Source organism: Mycobacteroides abscessus ATCC 19977 (genome assembly GCF_000069185.1).
Taxonomy (GTDB): Bacteria; Actinomycetota; Actinomycetes; order Mycobacteriales; family Mycobacteriaceae; genus Mycobacterium; species Mycobacterium abscessus.
In genome coordinates this window covers 4,599,861-4,620,443 of sequence record NC_010397.1, presented here as the reverse complement: position 1 = coordinate 4,620,443, position 20,583 = coordinate 4,599,861, and the positions used below count along the sequence as shown (strand labels likewise).

The 20,583-nt window shown below is 64.7% G+C and carries 20 protein-coding genes; 10 read left to right on the top strand and 10 right to left on the bottom strand.

From position 1 onward, the window contains the following. The first annotated feature begins 31 nt into the window (after positions 1 to 31). Positions 32 to 1,033, top strand: a complete 1,002-nt coding sequence (locus tag MAB_RS22970) for a L,D-transpeptidase (protein WP_005095473.1) — start codon at positions 32 to 34, stop codon at positions 1,031 to 1,033. Between the two features lie 66 nt (positions 1,034 to 1,099). Here the strand turns inward: MAB_RS22970 and MAB_RS22965 are convergent, their stop codons facing one another. Beyond that, the gene (locus MAB_RS22965; protein ID WP_005089548.1) at positions 1,100 to 3,082 is read right to left on the bottom strand and encodes a M13 family metallopeptidase; all 1,983 of its coding nucleotides are present in this window, start codon (positions 3,080 to 3,082) and stop codon (positions 1,100 to 1,102) included. Between the two features lie 111 nt (positions 3,083 to 3,193). Here MAB_RS22965 and MAB_RS22960 point away from each other — a divergent pair, with 111 nt between their 5' ends. Together MAB_RS22960 and MAB_RS22955 are read left to right on the top strand one after the other, a co-directional pair. Next, positions 3,194 to 3,676: a hypothetical protein gene (locus tag MAB_RS22960; RefSeq protein WP_005112473.1), complete on the top strand. Its 483-nt coding sequence runs from the start codon at positions 3,194 to 3,196 to the stop codon at positions 3,674 to 3,676. Between the two features lie 8 nt (positions 3,677 to 3,684). Further along, on the top strand, positions 3,685 to 4,386 hold the full coding sequence (locus MAB_RS22955) for a hypothetical protein (protein WP_005089543.1): 702 nt from the start codon (positions 3,685 to 3,687) through the stop codon (positions 4,384 to 4,386). Here MAB_RS22955 and MAB_RS22950 read toward each other — a convergent pair. Then, on the bottom strand, positions 4,383 to 4,802 hold the full coding sequence (locus MAB_RS22950) for a CoA-binding protein (protein WP_005078677.1): 420 nt from the start codon (positions 4,800 to 4,802) through the stop codon (positions 4,383 to 4,385). The two genes, MAB_RS22955 and MAB_RS22950, sit on opposite strands and share 4 nt — an antisense overlap. 77 nt (positions 4,803 to 4,879) lie before the next feature. Here MAB_RS22950 and eis2 point away from each other — a divergent pair, with 77 nt between their 5' ends. Next, the gene (gene eis2, locus MAB_RS22945) at positions 4,880 to 6,115 is read left to right on the top strand and encodes an amikacin resistance N-acetyltransferase Eis2 (RefSeq protein WP_005079811.1); all 1,236 of its coding nucleotides are present in this window, start codon (positions 4,880 to 4,882) and stop codon (positions 6,113 to 6,115) included. Here eis2 and MAB_RS22940 read toward each other — a convergent pair. The 3 genes from MAB_RS22940 to MAB_RS22930 form a co-directional block, all read right to left on the bottom strand. Then, positions 6,112 to 6,561, bottom strand: a complete 450-nt coding sequence (locus MAB_RS22940) for a CD225/dispanin family protein (RefSeq protein ID WP_005089538.1) — start codon at positions 6,559 to 6,561, stop codon at positions 6,112 to 6,114. The genes eis2 and MAB_RS22940 overlap by 4 nt on opposite strands. A 113-nt stretch (positions 6,562 to 6,674) precedes the next feature. After that, positions 6,675 to 7,196, bottom strand: coding sequence for a helix-turn-helix domain-containing protein (locus tag MAB_RS22935; protein ID WP_005089536.1), 522 nt, complete (start codon positions 7,194 to 7,196; stop codon positions 6,675 to 6,677). Further along, complete coding sequence (locus MAB_RS22930) at positions 7,193 to 9,964, bottom strand: MMPL family transporter (RefSeq protein ID WP_005115469.1); 2,772 nt, start codon at positions 9,962 to 9,964, stop codon at positions 7,193 to 7,195. Before MAB_RS22930 ends, MAB_RS22935 begins: the two co-directional genes overlap by 4 nt. A 353-nt stretch (positions 9,965 to 10,317) precedes the next feature. On the opposite strand from MAB_RS22930, the gene MAB_RS22925 reads away from it, so the two are divergent. Then, positions 10,318 to 11,064 (top strand): hemophore-related protein, encoded by a 747-nt coding sequence (locus MAB_RS22925; protein WP_005079818.1) that lies wholly within the window; start codon positions 10,318 to 10,320, stop codon positions 11,062 to 11,064. Between the two features lie 84 nt (positions 11,065 to 11,148). Here the strand turns inward: MAB_RS22925 and MAB_RS25325 are convergent, their stop codons facing one another. The 5 genes from MAB_RS25325 to MAB_RS22905 form a co-directional block, all read right to left on the bottom strand. Then, positions 11,149 to 11,274, bottom strand: a complete 126-nt coding sequence (locus MAB_RS25325; protein ID WP_005079819.1) for a hypothetical protein — start codon at positions 11,272 to 11,274, stop codon at positions 11,149 to 11,151. A gap of 64 nt (positions 11,275 to 11,338) precedes the next feature. Next, on the bottom strand, positions 11,339 to 11,731 hold the full coding sequence (locus MAB_RS22920) for a DUF3054 domain-containing protein (RefSeq protein WP_005079821.1): 393 nt from the start codon (positions 11,729 to 11,731) through the stop codon (positions 11,339 to 11,341). A gap of 30 nt (positions 11,732 to 11,761) precedes the next feature. Then, a complete protein-coding gene (locus tag MAB_RS22915; protein ID WP_005112465.1) occupies positions 11,762 to 12,301 on the bottom strand; it encodes a YceI family protein in 540 nt (179 codons plus the stop codon). Between the two features lie 55 nt (positions 12,302 to 12,356). Next, positions 12,357 to 13,577 (bottom strand): lysylphosphatidylglycerol synthase transmembrane domain-containing protein, encoded by a 1,221-nt coding sequence (locus tag MAB_RS22910; RefSeq protein ID WP_005079822.1) that lies wholly within the window; start codon positions 13,575 to 13,577, stop codon positions 12,357 to 12,359. Between the two features lie 27 nt (positions 13,578 to 13,604). Next, complete coding sequence (locus tag MAB_RS22905) at positions 13,605 to 15,128, bottom strand: adenylate/guanylate cyclase domain-containing protein (protein ID WP_005095454.1); 1,524 nt, start codon at positions 15,126 to 15,128, stop codon at positions 13,605 to 13,607. A 164-nt stretch (positions 15,129 to 15,292) separates the two neighbouring features. Here MAB_RS22905 and MAB_RS22900 point away from each other — a divergent pair, with 164 nt between their 5' ends. The 5 genes from MAB_RS22900 to MAB_RS22880 all read left to right on the top strand — a co-directional run bounded on the left by MAB_RS22900 (position 15,293) and on the right by MAB_RS22880 (position 20,583). Next, entirely contained in the window at positions 15,293 to 16,165 is an 873-nt protein-coding gene (locus tag MAB_RS22900; protein ID WP_005079824.1) for an alpha/beta fold hydrolase, read from the top strand. Positions 16,166 to 16,225: 60 nt separating this feature from the next. Then, on the top strand, positions 16,226 to 17,425 hold the full coding sequence (locus tag MAB_RS22895) for an AI-2E family transporter (RefSeq protein ID WP_005079826.1): 1,200 nt from the start codon (positions 16,226 to 16,228) through the stop codon (positions 17,423 to 17,425). A 9-nt stretch (positions 17,426 to 17,434) separates the two neighbouring features. Continuing rightward, positions 17,435 to 18,610 carry a MacS family sensor histidine kinase gene (gene macS / locus MAB_RS22890; protein WP_005079827.1) on the top strand — a complete coding sequence of 392 codons (1,176 nt, stop codon included), beginning with the start codon at positions 17,435 to 17,437 and terminating at the stop codon, positions 18,608 to 18,610. A gap of 32 nt (positions 18,611 to 18,642) precedes the next feature. Beyond that, positions 18,643 to 19,275: a response regulator gene (locus MAB_RS22885; protein WP_005095452.1), complete on the top strand. Its 633-nt coding sequence runs from the start codon at positions 18,643 to 18,645 to the stop codon at positions 19,273 to 19,275. A 450-nt stretch (positions 19,276 to 19,725) separates the two neighbouring features. After that, on the top strand, positions 19,726 to 20,583 hold the full coding sequence (locus MAB_RS22880) for an MlaE family ABC transporter permease (RefSeq protein ID WP_005079829.1): 858 nt from the start codon (positions 19,726 to 19,728) through the stop codon (positions 20,581 to 20,583).

Below are 20,583 nucleotides of genomic sequence, written 5' to 3'. Positions count from 1 at the left end.
CACTGGATGTGTCGTGTCTACAGGAGTGAGCATGCTTGTCTTAACTCGTTGGTTCCGGCGCGCCCTCGTCAGCGGTGTCTGTGTCGCAGGACTGCTGGGTGCCGGGGTAGTTCCTGCACTCGCCGATCCGGGTGACCCGCCTGATCCGGGTATCGAAGAGCCGGGGCCCCCGCCGCCCCCGCCGTTGCCGTGGGAGTTGCCGCCGCCACCCCCGCCGCCGGCACCCGATGCGCCGCCGCCTGCGGAGGTTCCGCCGGTGCCGGCTCCCGTGCCGACCACCCCGCCGCCGGGGGCGCCCCCGACCGGTGATGTGCCACCGCTGCCGGTGGGTCTGCTCAAGAACTCGCCCAACAATGGCGACGTCGTCGGTGTGGCCCAGCCGATCACCATCGTGTTCGCGGCTCCGGTGACGGATAAGAAGGCCGCCGAGGCCGCCGTGAAGATCACGACATCGAAGCCGGCACCGGGGTACTTCTACTGGTACACCGATCAGCAGCTGCGGTGGAAGCCCACGCAGTTCTGGCCGGCGAACACGGATGTGAACGTCAATGCCGGTGGCACGAAGTGGAGCTTCAAGGTAGGCGACGCGTTCGTGTCGACCGTCGATGACGCGACCTACACGATGACCGTGACCCGAAACGGTGTTGTCGAGCGCACCATGCCGATTTCGATGGGCAAGCACGACAAGAAGCATGAGACCAAGAACGGCACGTACTACGTCAGCGAGAAGTTCCAGAAGATGGTGATGGACTCGTCAACGTACGGGGTGCCGGTCAACTCGGCCGAGGGATACAAGCTCGACGTGTATTGGGCGACCCGGTTGTCGAATTCGGGCATCTTCGTCCACGCCGCGCCATGGTCGGTGGGAGCGCAGGGTAAGAGCGATACCAGCCATGGCTGCATCAACGTCAATACCGATAACGCCACCTGGTTCTTCAACCAGTCCCACCCCGGTGATCCGGTGATCGTGAAGAACTCGCCGGGCGGTCCGTACAAGGATTACGACGGCTACGACGACTGGCAGCGTTTCTAGCGTTCCAGCAAGACGAGAAAGCCCCCGGCCTGATGGGCCGGGGGCTTTCTCGTTGCGGTGCTGTCGTCAGCTCCAGATGCGCACCCGCTGATCGGCTTCCAGGAACAGCTCGTCTTCCGTGGTGAGCCCGAAGGCCTCGTAGAACGCGTCGATATTGCGCACCACACCATTGCACCGGAACTCCGGAGGCGAATGTGGATCGACGGAAAGGCGCCGGATTGCCTCGGCCTCACGGGCTTTGGTGCGCCATACCTGTGCCCAGCCGTAGAAGACGCGTTGCACACCCGTCAATCCGTCGATAACCGGCCCCGCGCCGCCGCCCAGCGAGATCTCGTAGGCCAGCAATGCGATCGAGAGCCCGCCCAGATCGCCGATGTTCTCGCCCACCGTGAAGGCGCCGTTCACATGCTGATCGGAGAGCTCGCGGGGGACGAACTCGTCGTACTGCTTGATCAATGCCTTGGTGCGAACCCCGAATTCGTCACGGTCCGTGTCGGTCCACCAGTTGACCAGGTTGCCGTCGCCGTCGTACTTGGAACCCTGATCATCGAAGCCGTGGCCGATCTCGTGTCCGATGACGGCTCCGATCCCACCGTAGTTGGCGGCGTCGTCGGCATCCGCGTCGAAGAATGGGGGTTGCAAAATTGCCGCGGGAAAGACGATTTCGTTCATGCCCGGGTTGTAGTACGCATTCACCGTCTGCGGAGTCATGAACCATTCGTCGCGATCGACGGGTCCGGCTAGTTTGGCCAGTCCCCGATCGCATTCGGCGGCGGTGGCGCGCCGGACATTGCCCAGCAGATCGTCGCGGCGAATGGTGATCGTCGAGTAGTCGCGCCACGTGGCCGGGTAGCCGATCTTGGGGGTGAATTTGTCGAGCTTCTGCAGGGCCCGTTCGCGGGTCTGCGGTGTCATCCATTCCAGATCGGTGATGCTCACCCGGTATGCTTCACGCAGGTTGTCGACGAGAATCTCCATGCGCGCCTTGGCATTCGGAGGGAAGTGGCGTGCCACGTAAAGCTGCCCCACGGCCTCGCCGAGTAGTGACTCGACCACCGCGACCCCGCGCTTCCAGCGATCGCGGATCTGCTCGGTACCCGAGAGCGTGCGGCCGTAGAAATCGAAGTTTTCGTTCACCAGCGGATCGGTGAGATATGGCGCTCGGGCGCAGATGAGCCGCCAGCTTGCCCACAGCTTCCAGTCACTCAGCGGCTCGGTGGCCCAGAGCCGGCCGAAGGTGGTCAGATAATCTGGCTGGCGCACCACCAGCTCGGTCACCTGGCCGGCGCCGGCTCCCAGCGCGGAAAGCCATCCGGACCAATCAAATCCGGGCGCGGTCTGCTCCAGGTCGGCGAATCGCAGCAGGTTGTAGCTCAGCTCCGCGTCCCGGCGCTTGACCACATCCCAATGAGCCGCCGCGATCTTGGTTTCCAGGGCCACGATCTTTCCGGCGGTATCAGCATGGTCGCCGTCGCCGTATACCAACGTGAACATCGCGGCGATATGGGTGCGGTACGCATCCCGGGTAGCCGCGTGCTGCTCCTCCCGGTAGTAGGACTCGTCGGGCAGACCCAGCCCGGACTGGCTGACGTGTAGGAGATAGCGAGAGGAATCTTTGGCATCGGTATCGACATAGCAGCCCACACCGCTACCCACTCCGGCGCGCTGCAGCACACCCATCACCGCGGCCAAGGCGGTGGTGTCGGACGCCGAGGCGATCAGGTCAAGCTCCTGTTGTAGTGGCGTCAGGCCGAGGCCGGACACGGTCTCGGTGTCCATGAAGCTCGCGAACAGATCGCCGATCTTCTGTGACTCGGTTCCCTCGGCGGCGTTCGAGTCGGCCGCCTCGGTGATGATCTCGCGGACTTGCTCCTCGGCACGGTCGAACAAAGTCCGGAACGCGCCATCGACCGCGCGGTCGGCCGGGATGGCGTATTCGGCGAGCCAGCGCCCGTTGACGTGGCCGAACAGGTCGTCCTGTGGGCGGATGGATTCGTCGCGATGGCTCAGGTCGATACCGGATTTTGGCAGCACGGATTCTGTCGTCACCCGTCCATGGTGGCACGGGTGACTAGGGTGAGGCCCGTGAGCAAAGACGCCTCCGCATCCGAGAATGGCCCCGTCTTCTCTCGGTACGGCGTACTGTCAGCAGTTCTTGGCGTGATCACGGTTGTCGCGCTGGTGCTTTCGGTGCTTATCACGACGGGACATCGCAGTCAGGTTGCCCGTGACCGCTATGACGCCCGAGTGCTCGACACCGCGGTGACATGGGTAAACACCCTGATCAACATGAAGAAGAGCAATCTCGATTCCAGCGTGCAGACCCTGCAGGACGGTACCGCCGGCCAGCTCAGCGACCACCTGGGCGAGCTGATCGCGGGTGTGGTGAAGCTGGCCCGGACGGTGGATGCGGACGCGGCGGGCGAGATCGATTCGGTGGCGATCGATAGGCGTGGTGCCAGTATTCCCGGTGAGGATGTGGGGCTTCCCGCGGTGGAGCGAATAGATCGCGTCATGGTGGTGGCCACCTCGGTGACGCGCGATGTCAACGCAGCCCCCAAGGTGAACCAGTGGCATATGCGCCTTGCGGTGTCGAAGGTGGGTGACCAGCTGTCCATCACTGGTCTGGAGCTGCTCCGATGAGCCGAAATATGCTGCGCGTTATTCTTTTTGACCTATTGGCACCGGTGGTCACGGTGCTGGCGATCGTGGAACTCGGCGTGATACTGCGCTGGCCCGTCTGGTGGGTGGTGGTGTGCACGGCGGTTTGTGTGCTCATCGTCGAAGGTATGGCGGTGAATGCCTATCTGGCCCGGCGAGATTCGGTGACTGTCGGGACCGACGACGATGGTCCGGCTCTACGGACCGGAATCGTCGCCTTGGCCACGGCCTCGGTGCTGGCCGTGGCCGTGGTCGGATATGCGCGTTGGACGCTGCCAGACCGAGAAGGGAACGCGGACCGGGCGGCCGTGACCGATGTCGCGGCGACAGTGTCCGAGGCAGTGGTGAACTTTGCCCCGGACAACCCGGACACCTCGGTGCGTCAGGCCACCGAGCACATGACGGCGACACAGGGGCAGTCCTTTACACGTGATTTCGGCCGCGCCACCGCGGAATTGAAGGCCAAGGGCATTTCTCAGCAGGGGGAGATCGTCTCGGTGGGCATCGAGGCTCTCGGGCCTGGGGACGCGGTGATGGCCACGCTGGTCCGGCGCACCAGTGTCGCCGCCAAGACGCGCCCCGAGCAATCCGTGCTCGCACTGCGGCTCACGCTCACCAAACGCGACGGGCGCTGGCTCGTGGACAACATCGCCCCGATCGATCGGATCGGTGCGCAGGTGCCTAAGAACTAATGCGGCCCCAGGCGGGCGAATTCGATTTCGGTGCATCGGTCCATCACGACCTGTAGGCCGGCCTCCGTGGCCTTGTTAGCGGCGTCGAGGTCGACGAGGTCGAGCTGGAACCACAGTGTGCGCGCGCCGATGTCGATGGCCTCTTGAGCAATGCCGGCCAGCTCCTCGGGGCGGCGGAAGACGTCAACCACATCGGGAGTCTCCGGAAGCGCGTCAAGGCTCGGGTAGACGGTCTTGCCGTCGAGCTCGGAGATCGTGGGATTCACCAGGAAGATGCGATAGGGGCTGTGCTCGGCCAGATAGCGGTAGACCCCGTGGCTCGGCCGGTCTGGGTTGGCCGAAACTCCCACAATGGCAATGGTCTTGGTATCGCGCAGTATCTGAGCGATGGTCGCGTCATCGGGGGCGGTCCACACAGTTGTTCCTTTCCTGCCCTGGCCGCACCCGAAAACTCGGGTGACAAGCGCTGGCACCGGACGGTAGACATGGGTATGTGTCTGAGCTGACCCTACGCACCATTGCCGACGAGGACGACTACGAGTCGTACATGGCCTCGGCGTACTCCGTGTTCCTGCGGGACCCGCAGAAGGATGAGATCGAGGTCAACCGCAAATTCACCGAGCTGGACCGGATGATCGGCTTCCACGACGGGAAAAAGTGGGTGGCGACCACGGGTGCGTTCAGCCGTCATGTCGTGCTGCCCGGCGGTGCCGTCGTGCCGGTGGCCGCCGTCACGGCCGTCACGGTGTCGCCGACGCATCGGCGCCGGGGGCTGTTGACCACGATGATGCGCCACCAATTGGCGGATATTCGCTCGCGGGGTGAATCCCTCGCCATGCTGTTCGCCTCGGAAGCCTTGATCTATGGCCGATTTGGCTACGGAGTTGCCACGGAGTCCGCCGAGTTGTCGGGACAGGTACGAGAGCTGGCCTTCCGGCCCACCGTGGATTTGGGCGACGGCACGTTGGAGGAGGTGAGCGCGGAGACCTTCCTGGCATCGGCGCCGGCGATCTATGACGCCGTCATCCCTGGGCTGCCGGGGCAGATGTCGCGCACCCCCGAATGGTGGGCGTCCTGGACTCTGGACAGTGAGGAACTGCAGAAGGAATCCGGCAAGGTCCGCTTCGTCCTGCACTACGAATCCGACGGCACGGCCAGTGGTTTCGCCATCTACCGGCCGAAGCCAGGGTGGGGCGATGCCGGCCCGAACGCCGAGCTTCATGTGCAAGAGGTGCTGGGGACGAATCCGCGGTCCTACGCCCGGACGTGGCGATACCTGCTGGATATGGATCTGGTCCGCAAGATCAAGTATCACGGCGCCTCGGTGCAGGAGGAACTGCGCTACCTGGTGGCTAACCATCCGTCTCTGGAATGTGTTGTGAGCGATGCGATCCAGGTGCGTCTGGTGGACATTCCGCGAGCTCTGGCCCAGCGCCGATACGCCGCTGACGTGGATGTGGTGCTGGAGGTGACCGACGACTTTCTTCCGGAGAACTCGGGACGCTATCGGCTGCGCGGCGGGCTGGACCATGCCAGCTGTGAAATCACCACGGATGACGCGGATATCGCGTTGACCGTGCGTGATCTCGGGTCGGTCTACATGGGCGGGGTGAGCCTGCAGGTGCTGGCCAGCGCCGGATTGGTCACCGAACTGCGTGCAGGCGCGGTGCAACGGGCCGCCACCGCGTTTGGCTGGCCCGTCGCACCCAGTGCGCCCGACGACTTCTAGTTGTCGCGACCGGGGCGGCCCATGGGGCCTATCGGGCCCGGGCCGTCCCATCCGCCGTCATCCCAGCTACGGTGCCAGCCGCCGTGGTGTCCCCAGCCGCCACCATGGCTGTGCCACCAGATGGCGCAGGCGATGCGCAGGGTGATGAACAGGAACAACAGCACCAGGCCGGTGAGCAGGGCAATCTTGCCGAGCAGCTTGGCGCGGTCCGAGGATTCCTGCGCGCGGTCGTACTGGCCGGTGAGCCAGAATTGGGTGACGTTCAACGCGTTGGTGAACGCGCTGAACGCCAACGGCCAGAAGAAGATAACGGAGGCCACCGCCCAGCCGACATTGGTCGGTGGAGGCTTCGGTGGCCCTGTGACGGATGCCGGTGCGGGCGGGGGTGGGGGAGTGGGCGTTGTGATGGCGCCGGTGGGTTCGTCGGATTTCGTCTCGTCGCTCATGGGACCGAGGTTAGGCCGATTTCAGGCCGCCTGCCATAACGTTCGGGATGCTCCCAGGGAACTGACACTGGGTACGCAGGTACCCCGATGTAACCGGCGGATCTACGCCGCGCCTATCCGCGGGGCCGGGTCCGGCCGAACCGGCGGGCCACTCGTCGCATCCGAACCAACATCGCGACCGACGGGATGGTGCTTCCCGCGAGATACGCGGAGAGCTCACTACCTGAAACTCCTATGCGCGAGGCAAACTCGGCCTCGCGCAGGCCGGATGCCTCGAACAGCAGGTTGATCTCATTGGCGGCCTCTCGACGCTCTGCCGCGGCAAGATCGTCACGGGCCCGGATGAGAACTTCTTGCAGAGCGGTCGAAATGCCGTAGAGCTCATCGGCGCTGACTACTTCTTCGACCTGACGGGCTGTTCTGCCGAACGGATCGCGCTTGAGCGCGTGAACGATCGCCTGCCAATCGGAGAGATCACCGCTTTGCAGGGCGCCGAGTATCTCCGCGGTGGTCCAATGGGTGACTGGCTTGTCACCGCGTCCGGGCGGAGCAGAAGTGGAGCCGCTGGCGCCGGAACCCGAAGGCTCGTCGGGCACTTCGGGGGAAACGGCTGGCGCGTCGCTCGTGACCGTCACCTCGCATCCTCCAACATCGCCACCGCCACCGACAGGCACTGCCTGCGCACCGTGGGGCATTCCATCGCACCATCACCGGGCTTCGGGTCAGCGAGCCGGCGCACCAGCTGGCTGGAAACCCACCTCTGATTGGACTGTACACAGTAATGCTGATCGATCCCGGCGAGGACCTTTGCGGCCATCCGTGGCTCCATCGCTGAAGCGAGCCGGGCGAACTCGGTGTAATCGCGTTCGGCGTTGCGGCGCATCAACAACAGTCCCTGCATGCGCAGGGCCTCGGCGTCGGTGGGCACCACGCATTTCTGCCCTGTCGGCAGCTTCACCTGGGTGATTTCCACCGGCGTCACCCGAGACAGAGGGCCGGGCATTTCGACTATGTCGGTGTCTGTTCCGTTTTTGCTCGTCTGCAAGGCCTCAAGGGCCACAGTCAAGTTGTCGCGCCAGCGATCGGCGAGCACGGCCTGCGTGTCGGGTGCGGTGATGGTGCCGCCGTCGGCGAGACGCTTGAGACGTGCGGCAGAGACGGCGATGGCGTGGTAATCGATGCGCGGTTCTTCGAACCCGGACCCCTGAAGCCGCAGCGCGCTCTCCGAGTGTGGCCCGGGAAGCTCATCGACGCAGGGGGTTTCGAAGTCCACGGTGGGAAGCACGTGGTCCAGCCACCCGGGCAGCCACCAGTTCCTCTTGTCGAACATCGCCATCAGTGCGGGTACCAGCACAAGGCGCACCACTGTTGCGTCAACGGCGATCGCGACCGCGCAGGCGACACCGAGTTGCGCCACCAGCGGCATTCCAACGAAAGCGAATCCGATGAACACCGCGATCATGATCAGCGCGGCGCTGGTGATAGTGCGTGCGCTGGTGCGGACCCCATATGAGACGGCGTCGCCGCAATCGCCGGTTCGCAGATACCGCTCGCGCACCCGTGCCAGCAGGAAGATCTCGTAGTCCATGGTGAGGCCGAAGGTCAGCGCCAGGGCCAGGGGCGGGATGCTGCTGTCGATGTTGGCCTTGTGGAAGCCGAGGAATTCCAGCCATCCCCACTGGAAGACGATCACCAGGCTGCCGTACGCGGCGGCGACCGAGAGCACCGTCATCACCACACCCTTGAGGGCCAGCACCGGTGAACGCAGTGTGGCCAGCAGCATCACGAACGCCAACACGCAGACAAAGGCGAATACGCCCAGCAATGAGTGTTCGACTCGAGTGTCGTAGTCGAACAGCAGGGCCGTCGGCCCGCCCACATTGATATCGGCACCCGAGTTCTCGAGCGCGTCGGGCACATTTGCGCGCAACCAGCTGACGGTGTCGCGCGCCGCGTTGGCTTCGGGATCCACGGACAGCACCGCCGAAATCAAGGCGTCATGACCGTCGGTGGAGAAGGACACATCGGAAACCCGCGCGATATTGGGGGCCTGCGCGATCGTTTCCTTGGCGGTCTCGAGAGCCTGGGCGTGGGCGTGGGCCGGGCTGTCCTTGAAAGTGAGCAACACCTGTACCGGTCCGAGTGCACCCGGGCCCATCGCGACGGCTGCGGCATCTATGCCCCGTCGGATCTCGTGTGATGAATCGAACTGGCGCAGCATGCTATTGGAGACATGCATCTGCAGGCTCGGTGCGGCCAGCGCCAGTAGGAATATCGAAGCACCCAGCGCCGAAAGCCATGGCCGGCGCATTACCTGCTGGGTCCACTTGCGCCAGAATGGGATTGAATGCTTGCGCAGCGGCGAAACGCGCAGGAACCGTGATTGGTTGGCGGCGGCCTTGCCGAAGATGGCCAGCAGTGCCGGCATCAGCGTGGTGGAGGTAAGGACAGCGATGGCGACGACGATGATGGCGCCGGAGGCCATCGAGGCCAGCGCCGGTGTCCCGATCAGGTAAATGCCGGCGAGCGCGGCAATCACCGTCAGACCCGAGAACGTCACGGTGAGCCCCGACGTGGCCATGGCCCCCGCGATGGCCTCCTGCCGGTTCTTTCCCGAGTTCAGTTCCTCGCGGTAACGCATGAGAATGAAGAGGGAGTAGTCCACCGCTACGGCGAGACCGATCATGGTCACCGTTGGCAGTGCGAAAACCGAGATGGTGGTGATATTCGACAGCGCCAGGACTATCGCCACGCTCAGGGCAACGGTGCAGACACCGAGTAACAGGGGCAGCGACGCGGCGGCAAGCGAGCCGAACGCCGCGATCAACACGATGAGAATGACCGGAATGTTCCACTTCTCGGCCTTCTTGATGTCACCGGCGATCTGCTCGGTCATCGCTGCGCCCAGCGCGCCCTGGCCGATGACATACAGCGACACCCGGCCGCCGGCGATCTGTCCGGGCTGACCGCCGTGCACACCTATCTTTTTGCGAAGGCTCTTGGCGATATCGGTGGCGCCGGTGTTGTCGAAGCCGATCCGCAGCGTGACAACGAACGGGCGGTCCGGTTGCGGGGTCAGCTGTGGGGGAATGGGCTCGACGGAAACCTGGGGGATTTGGGCCGCCACCTGCTTGAGGTAATCGACGGCGGCCGCCATGTCGGAGACCGTCGCATCAGGGCGGGGCGCGGCGACCAACGCCAGGGGCGACGCGCCCTGTTCCCGGAAACCGGTCTCCATCGCGTCGTGGACCTTCAGTGATTGTGATCCGGCGACCTCGAAACCACCGCCGGTGAGTTTCTCGCCCCGGCCTGCCACCAGCCCCACCGCGGCGACAATAAGAATCAGCCAGACAGCGACGGTCAACCATCGGTACCTACGGAGGTAGTCGCTGGTGCGCATCATGACTGACTGCACGGTGATTCCTGTCGTTCGGTGTGACGCACGCAGTCTCGGCGTGGCGTGGTCGTGATGCTACAGCAACGCGACCAACCTCGCCCCCTGTCTGTATATATCGCGGCAACCTGCGGTGACGTGTTTATTAACAGCCTGCCTTGGCGAAAAACGAGTGGTGGCTGGACGTGCTCTTCGTGCTCCCTGGCAACGTTGTGTCGGATCAGAAAAGGGGCCGTGAAAATCAGAATCTCGCCGACGATAAAGACTCGGTAACTCTCTGGTGACGGCGCGCGCCTGTGTTTCGAAATGGCGCTGGATTTCGATACGTTGGCTGTAATCCCGCAACAAGTAGGAGGAATGTCATGTCAGCCACAACCTCGCGGCGCGCAGCCTATGGCTTGCTGAGCGCAGGTGTTCTAGCTGGCGGGCTCGCGCTGAGCGCCCTGGCACCGATTGCCGCGGCCGAGCCAGTCCCCCCGACTCCCGCCCCGGCTCCGGCGGCTCCCGCCGCGCCCGCACCCGTCGCCAACGCTGCCGCCCCGGCCGCCGCTACGGTGACTCCGGCCACACCCACCCCGGACGGGTGCCAGGCCAGCAAGATGACCAAGACGGTCGGCAACGTCGTACAGAACGCGGCGAGCTACTTGGAGCAACATCCGGATGTCGACGCGGCCTTCACCGAGATCAAGGCGGCTCCGCAGGACCAGATTGCCACCAAGACGCAGAGCTACCTGGTGTCGCGGCCCGATGTCGCGGCTTCGCTGGGAGGCATCGCGGCACCGCTGAATGAGCTGCGCACCAAGTGCGGTCTGCCGCTGGATCTGGCCCAGGTCGTCAACGGTGGCGGCCTGAATCCGGCCGCCATGGGGGTCAACCCGGCTCTGCTGACCGCACTGTCGCAGAACCCGGCCGCGCAACAGGTGGCACAGAACCCGGCAGCTCAGGCGCTCGTGCAGAACCCGGCGGTGCAGGCCGCCATCCAGAACCCGGCTCCCGCTGCCACCTTCCCGCAGGGTCCCGGGCCGGCCCCCGGCCCCGCGCAGCCGGTGCAACCCGCGGCTCCGGCAGGTCCGGTGGGAACCGGCCCGGCGCCCGGGCCGCGCGTCTAGGCCGCATACGCCGATCGAGTGCGAGTCTGGCGCGGGATCTCAGTGAGATTTCCGCGCTGGGCTCGCACTCGGCGTTTGGGGGTACTAGTGGGGTAGGGCTTCGCGACCGGCCGCCGGGGCGACATCGTCGTGACGATTGAGGTACCGCACAGACAGCAGTACCGCGGCATAACCGGCGAGGGGCACCAGCACAGCGGCGAGACCTTCCATACCGCCAGCTTGCGTGTACTGGCGCGCCAATCCAAGCGTGTTGACGAGATCCTGACGGCTCCGGTCAGCTTTTTGAGACGCGGTTGGCGACGGCACGCCACCCCAGCAGGAACAGCGCGGTCACCAGGGACGCGACCACCACGAAGCTCACTGCCACCCCTTGGTTACTCAGCCGGCGCAGGACCATCCCGAACAGCACGGTGCAGACCCATACCGCAATGCCCGTGGGTGTTATCGAGGTGGGACGCGACCAGCCGCGGCTCAGCACCCATCCGATAGCGCCGCCCGACAGGAACGGCCAGGCGGTCTGCCACACACCGAGCAGCGTGATGCCCTCGGCATGGCTGCGGCGACCGATGGTGCAGAACACGAAGATGCCGACGACATCCAGTACCAGTGCAAGCAGTACAGATGTCGCCGGCTTCTTCGTGAGTGAATTCGGTTGCGCGCTGGGCATTCCCCGACCGTAGCGGGTGCCGCACGTGGATTAGTTGGAGGGTGCCTCCGGGTGCCCTGCCTCGATGTTGAAGGTCAGCGTGACCTTCTCGCCGACAAGTCCGGCGCCGCCGGTGATACCGAAGTCGCTGCGGTTGATCTCGGCGCTGGCCTCGAAGCCCGCGACGGAGCCGCCCTGCACACCGGCGCCCACACCCTCCAGGGAAAGGCTGAGCGCGACGGGCCGGGTGACGCCGTGCAGCGTCAGCTCGCCCTCGACGAGGTAGTCGTCGCCTTCCGGACGGACCGCGGTGGACCGGTAAGTGGCCTTGGGGTGATTGTCGGTGTCGAAGAAGTCGGCCGAGCGCAGGTGCGTGTCGCGCTGGTCATTGCGGGTGTCCACCGAGGCCACGTCGATGGTGGCCGATACCGACGGGGTGCCGTCTTCGGCGACGGTGATCTCGCCGCTGAAGTCGGTAAATGAGCCACGAACCTTCGAGACACCCAGGTGGCGAACCGAGAAGGTGATATCCGAGTGGACCGGGTCGATGGTCCAGGTGCCGGCGGCGAGAACAGGATTGGTGGTAATCATGAGTGCTCCTCAAGTTTGGGGTCGGACACTCATGGTAACCGGACTGTGGTCCGCTTTATTTCGGCGGATCGGAAGAATTTTTTGGCGGGTTGGCCGGGGGCGCGCCCGGGGTGGCGTCGGGGTCTTTGGCCGCCGCGGGCGTCGCATCCGGGTCGATCTGGCTCTCGTCGCGGAACAGGAAGAAGAAGATGACCCAGCCGATCGCGGAGATGAAGACCCAGCTGACCGCGCGGTAGATGAGCATCGCCGAGATCGCGTCCGGGAGCGTCATCCCGGACGACACCAGACCGGGAACCAGGAATGCTTCGACCACCAAGAGTCCGCCGGGCATCAGCGGGACCGATCCCGCGGCGCGCGCCGCGGCATAGGCCACCATCACACCCACCAGCGACGGGCGGCTGCCCACCGCATACGCGGCGAAGGCCAGGCAGGCCACGTCGGCGATCCAGTTGAACAATGACCAACCGAAGGCTTCCCCGAGGGCGCGGCGGGTCAGCGTCACCGCTTCCATCTGCTTGAGGATTTCGCGCCAGCGGGCCACGCCCATCATGGGTGGCTTGCCGCGCAGATCGTTCACCCAGCGCAACACCCGGACCCCGATACCGTCGAGCATCTCCGGGCGGGAGGCGACTGCCTGGGCGAGGAGCAGGATGGCCAGCAAGCCGCCGACGCTGAAGACCAAGGAAAAGGGGTTGGTCTTTGCCCCCAAGAGGAATGCGCCACCGAGGCCCAGGATTGCCAGGCCCACCGCCTGCAGCACCCCGGACATCACCAGCTGCCAGGACGCCACCACCGGGGTGGCTCCCCACAGCCGCTGTTGTCGATAGATAAAGGTGGCCGACAGCACCGGGCCGCCGGGCAAGGTGGTGCTCAACGCGTTACCCGCATAGAAGGCGGCCTCGGAACGCCACTGACGGATCTTCACCCCTGCCGAGCGCAGCAGCGTCCGCTGGATCTGGGCGAAGCTGTGCATCGATGCCATCGCGGCCAGCGCCGCCGCCAGCACCCACCAGGGGTTGGCGGTCTTCAGGCTGCGCCAGGCCCGGTCCAGCTGGTCGGAGACAAACCCGATCTCCACCGCGAGCACGATCGCCAGCACGATGAGAATTGCCCAGCGAATCCACCAGTACTTCCCCCGGCGCTTGATGACGGGTTGGGGAGCGGTGTCCGCCTCGGGGTCGTCCGGGCACGAGTCCGGGCCGTTCGGGTCGGGCGGCGTACAGCCGCCTTCCAGACGGTCAGGGTCTCGGTCGTCGGACGGGGGCACGGGCACCACAGTAACGGCGCAGGCTGGTCACTTCTTTTAGGTTCCCGCAGGCCACGCTAGGTGTGTCGCCCTGGTACGGCCCCGGAGCAGCACAGAGTCACCGTGTTCCCAGTGTTTCTGTTCGTCCGGGTCGGCGAAATACAGCGCGTTGGTGGATGCCAGTAGCCGGCTCGGGCGGTGTTTGGCGAGTTCGGTGAGTCGTGAGGCCTCGTTCACAGGGTCGCCGATCACCGAGTACTCATAGCGCGCGGTGGCTCCCACATTCCCGGCGACCGCGAGTCCCGCGGATACCCCGATCGCGAACTCGAATGGATGCGGGAAGTCCTCATTGAGCCGGTCGCGCAGTTCACGTGCGGCCGCCAGGCACGCCGTGGTGGCGTCCGGGCGGTGCAGGGGCGCACCGAACACCGACAGGGCCTCGTCGCCGACGAATTTGTTGACGAACCCGCCGCGACTGTCGACCACCTCCACCACGATGCGGAAGAAGTCGTTGAGGATCGTGAGAACCTCTTCGGGGTCGCGGTCCGCGGCCATGGACGTTGACCCGATCATGTCGACGAAGAACACTGCGACATAACGATTCTCGCCACCAAGGTTGGTTCCCAGTTGCAGCGCCTGGCTGGCGACGTCGGCGCCCACATGCTTGCCGAACAGTTCGCGCAGCTGACGCCGCTCCTCGCCGACCTGCATCATCCGGTTGAAGCCCGCCTGCAGTACGCCGAGCTCGCTGCCGTCATAGACCTCGACGCGCGCGTTGAAGTCGCCTTGTGCCACATCGCTGATGGCGGTGCGCAGCTGGCGCACCGGGTCGGCGAGCTGCCCGGCGGTCAGTAGGGCGAGTCCGTAGCTGCCGACCAGGGTGGTCGAAACGATGAGCAGGACGGTGAGGGCAAGGTCGCGTGTCGAGGTCAGGTCCTCCGGCTTCCAGAGGGCCATGCCGCACAGCGCGATGATCCCGATCGCAGGCGCCAAGGTGCCGATCCACCAGCTCAGGCGTACGCGCACAAACACAGAGGGTGCGAATCGTCCGTGAAACTCGCTGGCGCTCAACGCTTTGGCCGCGATGGGGCGCAGAATGCGCTCGCCGAGCAGGTAGGTGATGCCGAAGCTGGCGGTCGCGGATTGCACGCACCCGATGATGGTGGCCAGAGTCCACTTGGAGTCGTGCATGGCACCCGCCGCGATGAAGACTGTCGCGCCGATGGCCCAGCCGCCGAGGTGCAGTAGCGACTGTTGCAGGGGTGCGGTCAGCGCGGTGCGTAATTCCAGCGCGGTGGGCGGCCCGCCCCGGCAGTACCAGCGGGCCAACCGGTGTTCCATATGCAGCGCCCAGCCGACGCTGGTGACGATCATGATCCCGAACAGAAGCCAGAACAGTGGAGGCCCGTTTTCAAAGACCCAGTCTCCGGCGGGCCGTTTGAACGGCATCCAGTGGCGCAAGAAGTAGAACAACAACAGGAGAGTGGCGGCGTTGATGCCGACCATGGACGCCACGAACACGCTCCAACGGGGGCCCAGTACATGCATGGCCCGAAACCATTCGCGCAGCCGTTCCATCACCCAGGTATTCCGATCGGTCTACTCCCGTTGTACTCCGAATTCCACGACATGACGAAGCATGCCAGTTCTTCTTGCGCCAGAGGATGCGTATACGCAGGCCGGGCTGGTGTTGTGGCCCAGGGACGGTAGTGCCACGGAACCTACTGCGCGGTAGGGTTCGGTCCATGACGCAGCGCAGCATGCCCGTTCTCGATGGTGTCGAGCACCAATACGTACAAGCAGGCGACGTGAAAATCCATGTCGCGGTCGCCGGGCCGCAGGACGGACGAGCGGTGGTGTTGTTACATGGCTGGCCCGAGAACTGGTGGATGTGGCACAAGGTGATCCCAGCCCTGGCGGCCGCCGGATACCGCGTGCATGCCATGGATCTGCGCGGAGCGGGCTGGAGCGAGGTGGCTCCGGCGGGTTACGAGAAAGAGCAGTTCGCCTCCGACGTGCTGGCCGCGGCCGACGCACTGGGGCTCGAATCGTTCGACCTGGTCGGCCACGACTGGGGTGGATGGACCGCGCAGCTGGTCGCGTTGAAGGCGCAGTCACGCATTCGGCGGCTGGTTGTGCTCAACATTCCTCCGGTGTGGCAGCAGCCGGGCCGCGTCGCCCGGTACGCGCACAAGCTGGCCTACCAACTCGTCGTCGGGGCCCCGGTGGTCGGGCCTCTTTCACATCTGTCGCCGACGTTGTGGTGGTTCATTCGCCGCAGCGGCATGCCCAAGGAGTCGGTGGACTTCTTCCGTAGCTGTTTCCGGGATCGTGACCGTCGGGTGGCGGGGTCCAAGATCTATCGGTCCATGGTCGGCAAGGAGTTCGCCAACCTCGCGCGGGGCCCCTATGACGACCAGAAGCTGACCATGCCCGTGCGCGTGCTGTTCGGTCTCGATGACGTGGCTGTGCATCCGTCCTTGCTCGATGGTTTCAAGGACCATGCGGATGACCTGAACATCACCGAAGTGCCCAACTGCGGTCACTTCATCGTCGACGAGCAGCCCGAGTTGGTCGTGAAGTGGCTCTCGGAGGTACTGGCCGAGCCCGCGCCGTAGGGATAGTTGCTGATTGCCAGGTTCTTCGCGCGAGCGGCTCATCGCCGTTAGGCTCAGCGCATGACGCACGCTGACGCAGCCGAGTCGGTTCATCCGTATGTGCGCAAGGGGGCCGCGTGGGCTTGGCGCCTGCTGGTGCTGCTTGCCTTTGGGTTGACGGTTCTGTGGTTGTTCTGGCACCTCAAGACCATCACCATCCCGCTGCTGTTGGCTCTCATGGGCTCGGCGCTGCTGGTGCCGACGGTCAACTTCCTTCAGCGGCATAAGATTCCGCGCTCGTTGGCGGTGGTCGTGGTGCTGCTCACCGGTACCGCGGCGATCGTCGGAATCCTGACGTTTGTGGTGGACCAGTTCATCAAGGGTCTCCCGGACCTGTCGGCTCAGCTGACCAACAGCATCGAGTCGCTCAAGAACTGGGCAATTCACAGCAGGTTCCACATCAGCGAGGACCAGATCGGCAAGGCCGGTGATGCGCTGGTGAACACCATAAAGGACAACCAGGGCAGGGTCACCAGCGGGGCGCTGGCCACAGCCACCACCGTCACCGAGATCATCACCGGTGCCGTGCTGACCTTGTTCACCACCATCTTCTTCCTTTACGGCGGCAAGGAGATCTGGGAATTTGTCACCAGGATCTTCCCGACGGCGGTGCGTCCGCGGGTGCGTCGTGCCGGAGTCCTCGGCTTCGGATCGCTGATCGGTTATGTGCGCGCCACCGTTGCGGTGGCACTGGTAGACGCCATCGGTATCGGCGTGGGTCTGGCGGCTTTCAGTGTGCCGCTGGCGCTTCCCCTGGCCTCGCTGGTGTTCCTGGGTGCGTTCATCCCGATCATCGGTGCGGCGATCTCCGGATTCGTCGCGGTATTCATCGCGCTCATCACCAAAGGTGCCTTCACCGCGGCCATGATCTTGGTCATCGTCATCGTGGTGATGCAGGTGGAAGGCCATGTGCTGCAGCCACTCATCATGGGGCATGCCGTCCAGATCCATGCGCTCGCCGTGGTGCTGGCCATCGCCGCGGGCGGTGTATTGGGCGGAATCATCGGCGCGCTCCTCGCGGTACCGACGGTCGCGGTACTCAATACCGCCATCCGGGCGCTCATCGAACCCTTCGACGCCGACGACCCGTATCTGCGTGAAGGAGAAGAGGAAGCAGAGGTTCTTGACCCGGAGATGGTGCCCGACGGCGGACCATCCGCGCTCGGCGCTAAGCCGGGCAACGGGGTACCAGAGCTCGGTCCGGCACCGCCCAAGGACTGACGTATTCCGATGGGATCCAAAAACGGAACCGTCCCACGATGGATGAGCGGTAGTGACCCGACGGCGTCGCTGTGGCGTGCCGCCCAAGTGTTCCGATTGGCCAGTTTTGGGTATGCCCTGTTGGCATCGCAGTTGGCGTCGTACACCAATTACGAACGACAGGGGCTGAGCTGGGCGCTGTATGCCGTCATGGCGATGTGGACCGGGTTCGCGGCGGTCGCGCTGTCACGCAACTGGTTTCGCCGTTGGCAGCTGGTGTTGTGCGATCAGGCGATTGTGATCGCGCTGATGCTGGCCGGGCGGCTGGTGGTCGATGTCCAGTGGTACAGCGGGCATCAAACCCTCCCGACAACGTTATGGGTGGCCAACGCGGTGGTGTCCATGGGTCTGCTGCGCGGTCAGCTCGCCGGAGTCATCTCCGGTTTCGTGCTCGCCGCGGTCAGCATCGCCGCGCGTGGTCTGCCGGTCAGCGCGCTGTGGCTCGACGCGACGATGCCGGCCTTGGTGGTGGTGGGGCTCGCGATCGGGGCGGCATCGACCACCGCGAAGCGCACCTTCCATGAGCTGCGGCGTGCCGAGCGTGCTGCGGCGGCCGCGATCGAGCGCGAACGGCTCTCCCGTCAAGTACATGACGGAGTGCTGCAGGTGCTGTCGTATGTCAAGCGCAGGGGCACCGAGATAGGCGGTCCCACAGCCGAATTGGCGGCCATTGCGGGTGAGCAGGAGATCGCGCTGCGGGAGCTCATCTCCGGTGCGACACAGACCACGCTTGCCGATGACGAGTTGGTCGATCTTCGCCCGCTGCTGCGTACCCAAGCCAGTACCACCGTGTCGGTCTCTGCCCCAGGCGCACCGGTACTGATTGGTCAGCACATGGCCAGCGAGCTGGCGGCCGTAGTGCGCAGTGCACTGTCCAATGTGGCATTGCACGCGGGACCCCAGGCGCACGCGTACGTGTTGATCGAGGATCTGGTGGACTCGGTGGTGGTGACGGTGCGTGATGACGGGAGCGGGATCGCAGACGGCCGTTTGGATCAGGCCGAGCGAGAGGGGCGGATGGGGGTGTCCCGGTCCATCCTGGGCCGGGTCGCGGACCTGGGCGGGGCGGTCCTGTTGGAGACGGGCCCCGGGGCGGGCACCGAGTGGGAGATCACGGTCCCCAAGTCTCAGGAGGTGGGGGCATGACAGGAAATACTGACAGCGAACAGATTTCGGTGATGGTGGTCGATGACCACCCCATGTGGCGCGACGGAGTGTCGCGTGATCTGCAGGCCGCCGGGTTACGGGTGGTGGCAACCGCAGACGGTGTTGCCTCGTCCGGTCGAATCGCCGCGACGGTGAAACCAGATGTGGTGCTGATGGATATGCAGCTGACCGATGGCGATGGTGCGCAGGCCACTGCCGCGGTGTTGTCGGCGTCCCCGCACAGCCATATCTTGGTGCTCTCCGCCTCTGCGGAACGCGAGGATGTGCTGGAGGCGGTGAAGGCCGGCGCGACTGGGTATCTGGTCAAAAGTGCCTCGGCCGCAGAACTTATCGACGCGGTACGGGCCACAGCCAAGGGGCAGGCGGTGTTCACGCCGGGCCTGGCAGGGCTGGTGCTCGGTGAATTTCGGCGCATGTCGAGCGCGCCCGCTGCCGATGCCGATGAAACTCCGCGGCTCTCCGATCGGGAAACCGAGGTACTGCGGCTCGTCGCAAAGGGGCTGAGTGCCAAGCAGATCGCCACCCGGCTTTCGCTGAGCCACCGGACTGTCGAGAACCATGTGCAGTCGACGCTGCGGAAGCTGCAATTGGGAAATCGTGTCGAGCTGACGCGCTACGCGATAGAGCACGGGCTCGACGAATAGACGGCGACAACGCAGGCTATTTGGGCGCACTCGTATAGCAAACAATTCTGACGTCTGGGCGCACGGTGGCGCCGAGGGGCGGCGACTGTTGCCGTGGTGGTGGCACTCCGGAAACAGGGACAGTGGTGATCTTCGGGAATGCGGGCACGATGATGCGGTGAGGCCGCGCCCGGAGGTACCCACGCGCCGTAACTAGTCTCAAAACCAGTTGTTTACTGCACGATTCGGGGCGGAAGCACCAGGTAGAGATGCGGACCGGACGACACCACCCATAGTGTGTGACGCAGAGCACAGTATACCGATCGGTGTGATTTAGAATATGACCGACTATTCAATTAACGATTGATCATTTATCGTCAACGCTCATTGGCGCCGCAGCCCATAGTGCGCCAGCGAATGCCGGTTCACTGAGGAGTCTGGAATGCGTCGTGCGCTGAGACTGGGTGCGTCGTGACCACTCCCGGCGGACGAGTAGCGACCGAAGACGGCGCCGCGGCAATCCAGGATTGGGCCACCGGCTACGTCAAGCGCCACCCGCTCGAATCCCTGAGCACCGTCGGGGAACAGTTCATGCTCGGGGTTCGCACCCTCCAATGGTTCTTCGTGGACCTGTTCACCGGTCAGTTCCAATGGCAGGAGTTCGTCAGACAGGGTGCCTTCCAGGCTGCGACCGCCGTGATGCCGGTCATCTTGGTGACCCTGCCCATCGGTGTCACCTTGTCGATCCAGTTCGCTCTGCTTGCCGGCCAAGTGGGTGCCACGTCACTGGCGGGCGCGGCCAGCGGCATCGCGATCATCCGGCAGGCCGCCTCCCTGGTGGCTGCGGTGCTGATGGCCTCGGCCGTCGGTTCGGCGATCACCGCCGATCTCGGCTCGCGCACCATGCGTGAAGAGACGGACGCCATGGAGGTCATGGGCGTCTCGGTGATTCGGCGGCTGGTGGTCCCGCGATTCGCGGCGGCGATCATGATCGCCGTCGCGCTGACCGCGGTGGTGTGCTTTGTCGGATTCCTGGGTGCCTATCTGTTCAATGTGTATTGGCAGGGCGGTGCACCAGGCAGTTTCGTTTCCACCTTCGCATCTTTCGCCACCCCCGATGACATGGTGCTGGCGGTGCTGAAGGCCATCATTTACGGCGCGATCGTGGCCGTGGTGTCGTGTCAGAAGGGTCTGTCCACCAAGGGAGGCCCCATTGGTGTCGCGAACTCCGTGAACGCCGCGGTGGTCGAGTCGATCCTGCTGTTGATGGTCGTGAATGTCGCCATCAGCCAGCTGTACATCATGATGTTCCCGCGGACGGGGCTGTGA

Coding starts and splice junctions, on each gene's coding strand:
- MAB_RS22925 (WP_005079818.1), top strand. CDS start 10,318: ATGTCAGCCACAACCTCGCGGCGCGCAGCCTATGGCTTGCTGAGCGCA.
- MAB_RS22930 (WP_005115469.1), bottom strand. CDS start 9,964: ATGATGCGCACCAGCGACTACCTCCGTAGGTACCGATGGTTGACCGTC.
- MAB_RS22885 (WP_005095452.1), top strand. CDS start 18,643: ATGGTGGTCGATGACCACCCCATGTGGCGCGACGGAGTGTCGCGTGAT.
- MAB_RS22940 (WP_005089538.1), bottom strand. CDS start 6,561: ATGAGCGACGAGACGAAATCCGACGAACCCACCGGCGCCATCACAACG.
- MAB_RS22895 (WP_005079826.1), top strand. CDS start 16,226: ATGACGCACGCTGACGCAGCCGAGTCGGTTCATCCGTATGTGCGCAAG.
- MAB_RS22915 (WP_005112465.1), bottom strand. CDS start 12,301: ATGATTACCACCAATCCTGTTCTCGCCGCCGGCACCTGGACCATCGAC.
- macS (WP_005079827.1), top strand. CDS start 17,435: ATGGGATCCAAAAACGGAACCGTCCCACGATGGATGAGCGGTAGTGAC.
- MAB_RS22900 (WP_005079824.1), top strand. CDS start 15,293: ATGACGCAGCGCAGCATGCCCGTTCTCGATGGTGTCGAGCACCAATAC.
- MAB_RS25325 (WP_005079819.1), bottom strand. CDS start 11,274: ATGGAAGGTCTCGCCGCTGTGCTGGTGCCCCTCGCCGGTTATGCCGCG.
- MAB_RS22970 (WP_005095473.1), top strand. CDS start 32: ATGCTTGTCTTAACTCGTTGGTTCCGGCGCGCCCTCGTCAGCGGTGTC.
- MAB_RS22955 (WP_005089543.1), top strand. CDS start 3,685: ATGCTGCGCGTTATTCTTTTTGACCTATTGGCACCGGTGGTCACGGTG.
- MAB_RS22920 (WP_005079821.1), bottom strand. CDS start 11,731: ATGCCCAGCGCGCAACCGAATTCACTCACGAAGAAGCCGGCGACATCT.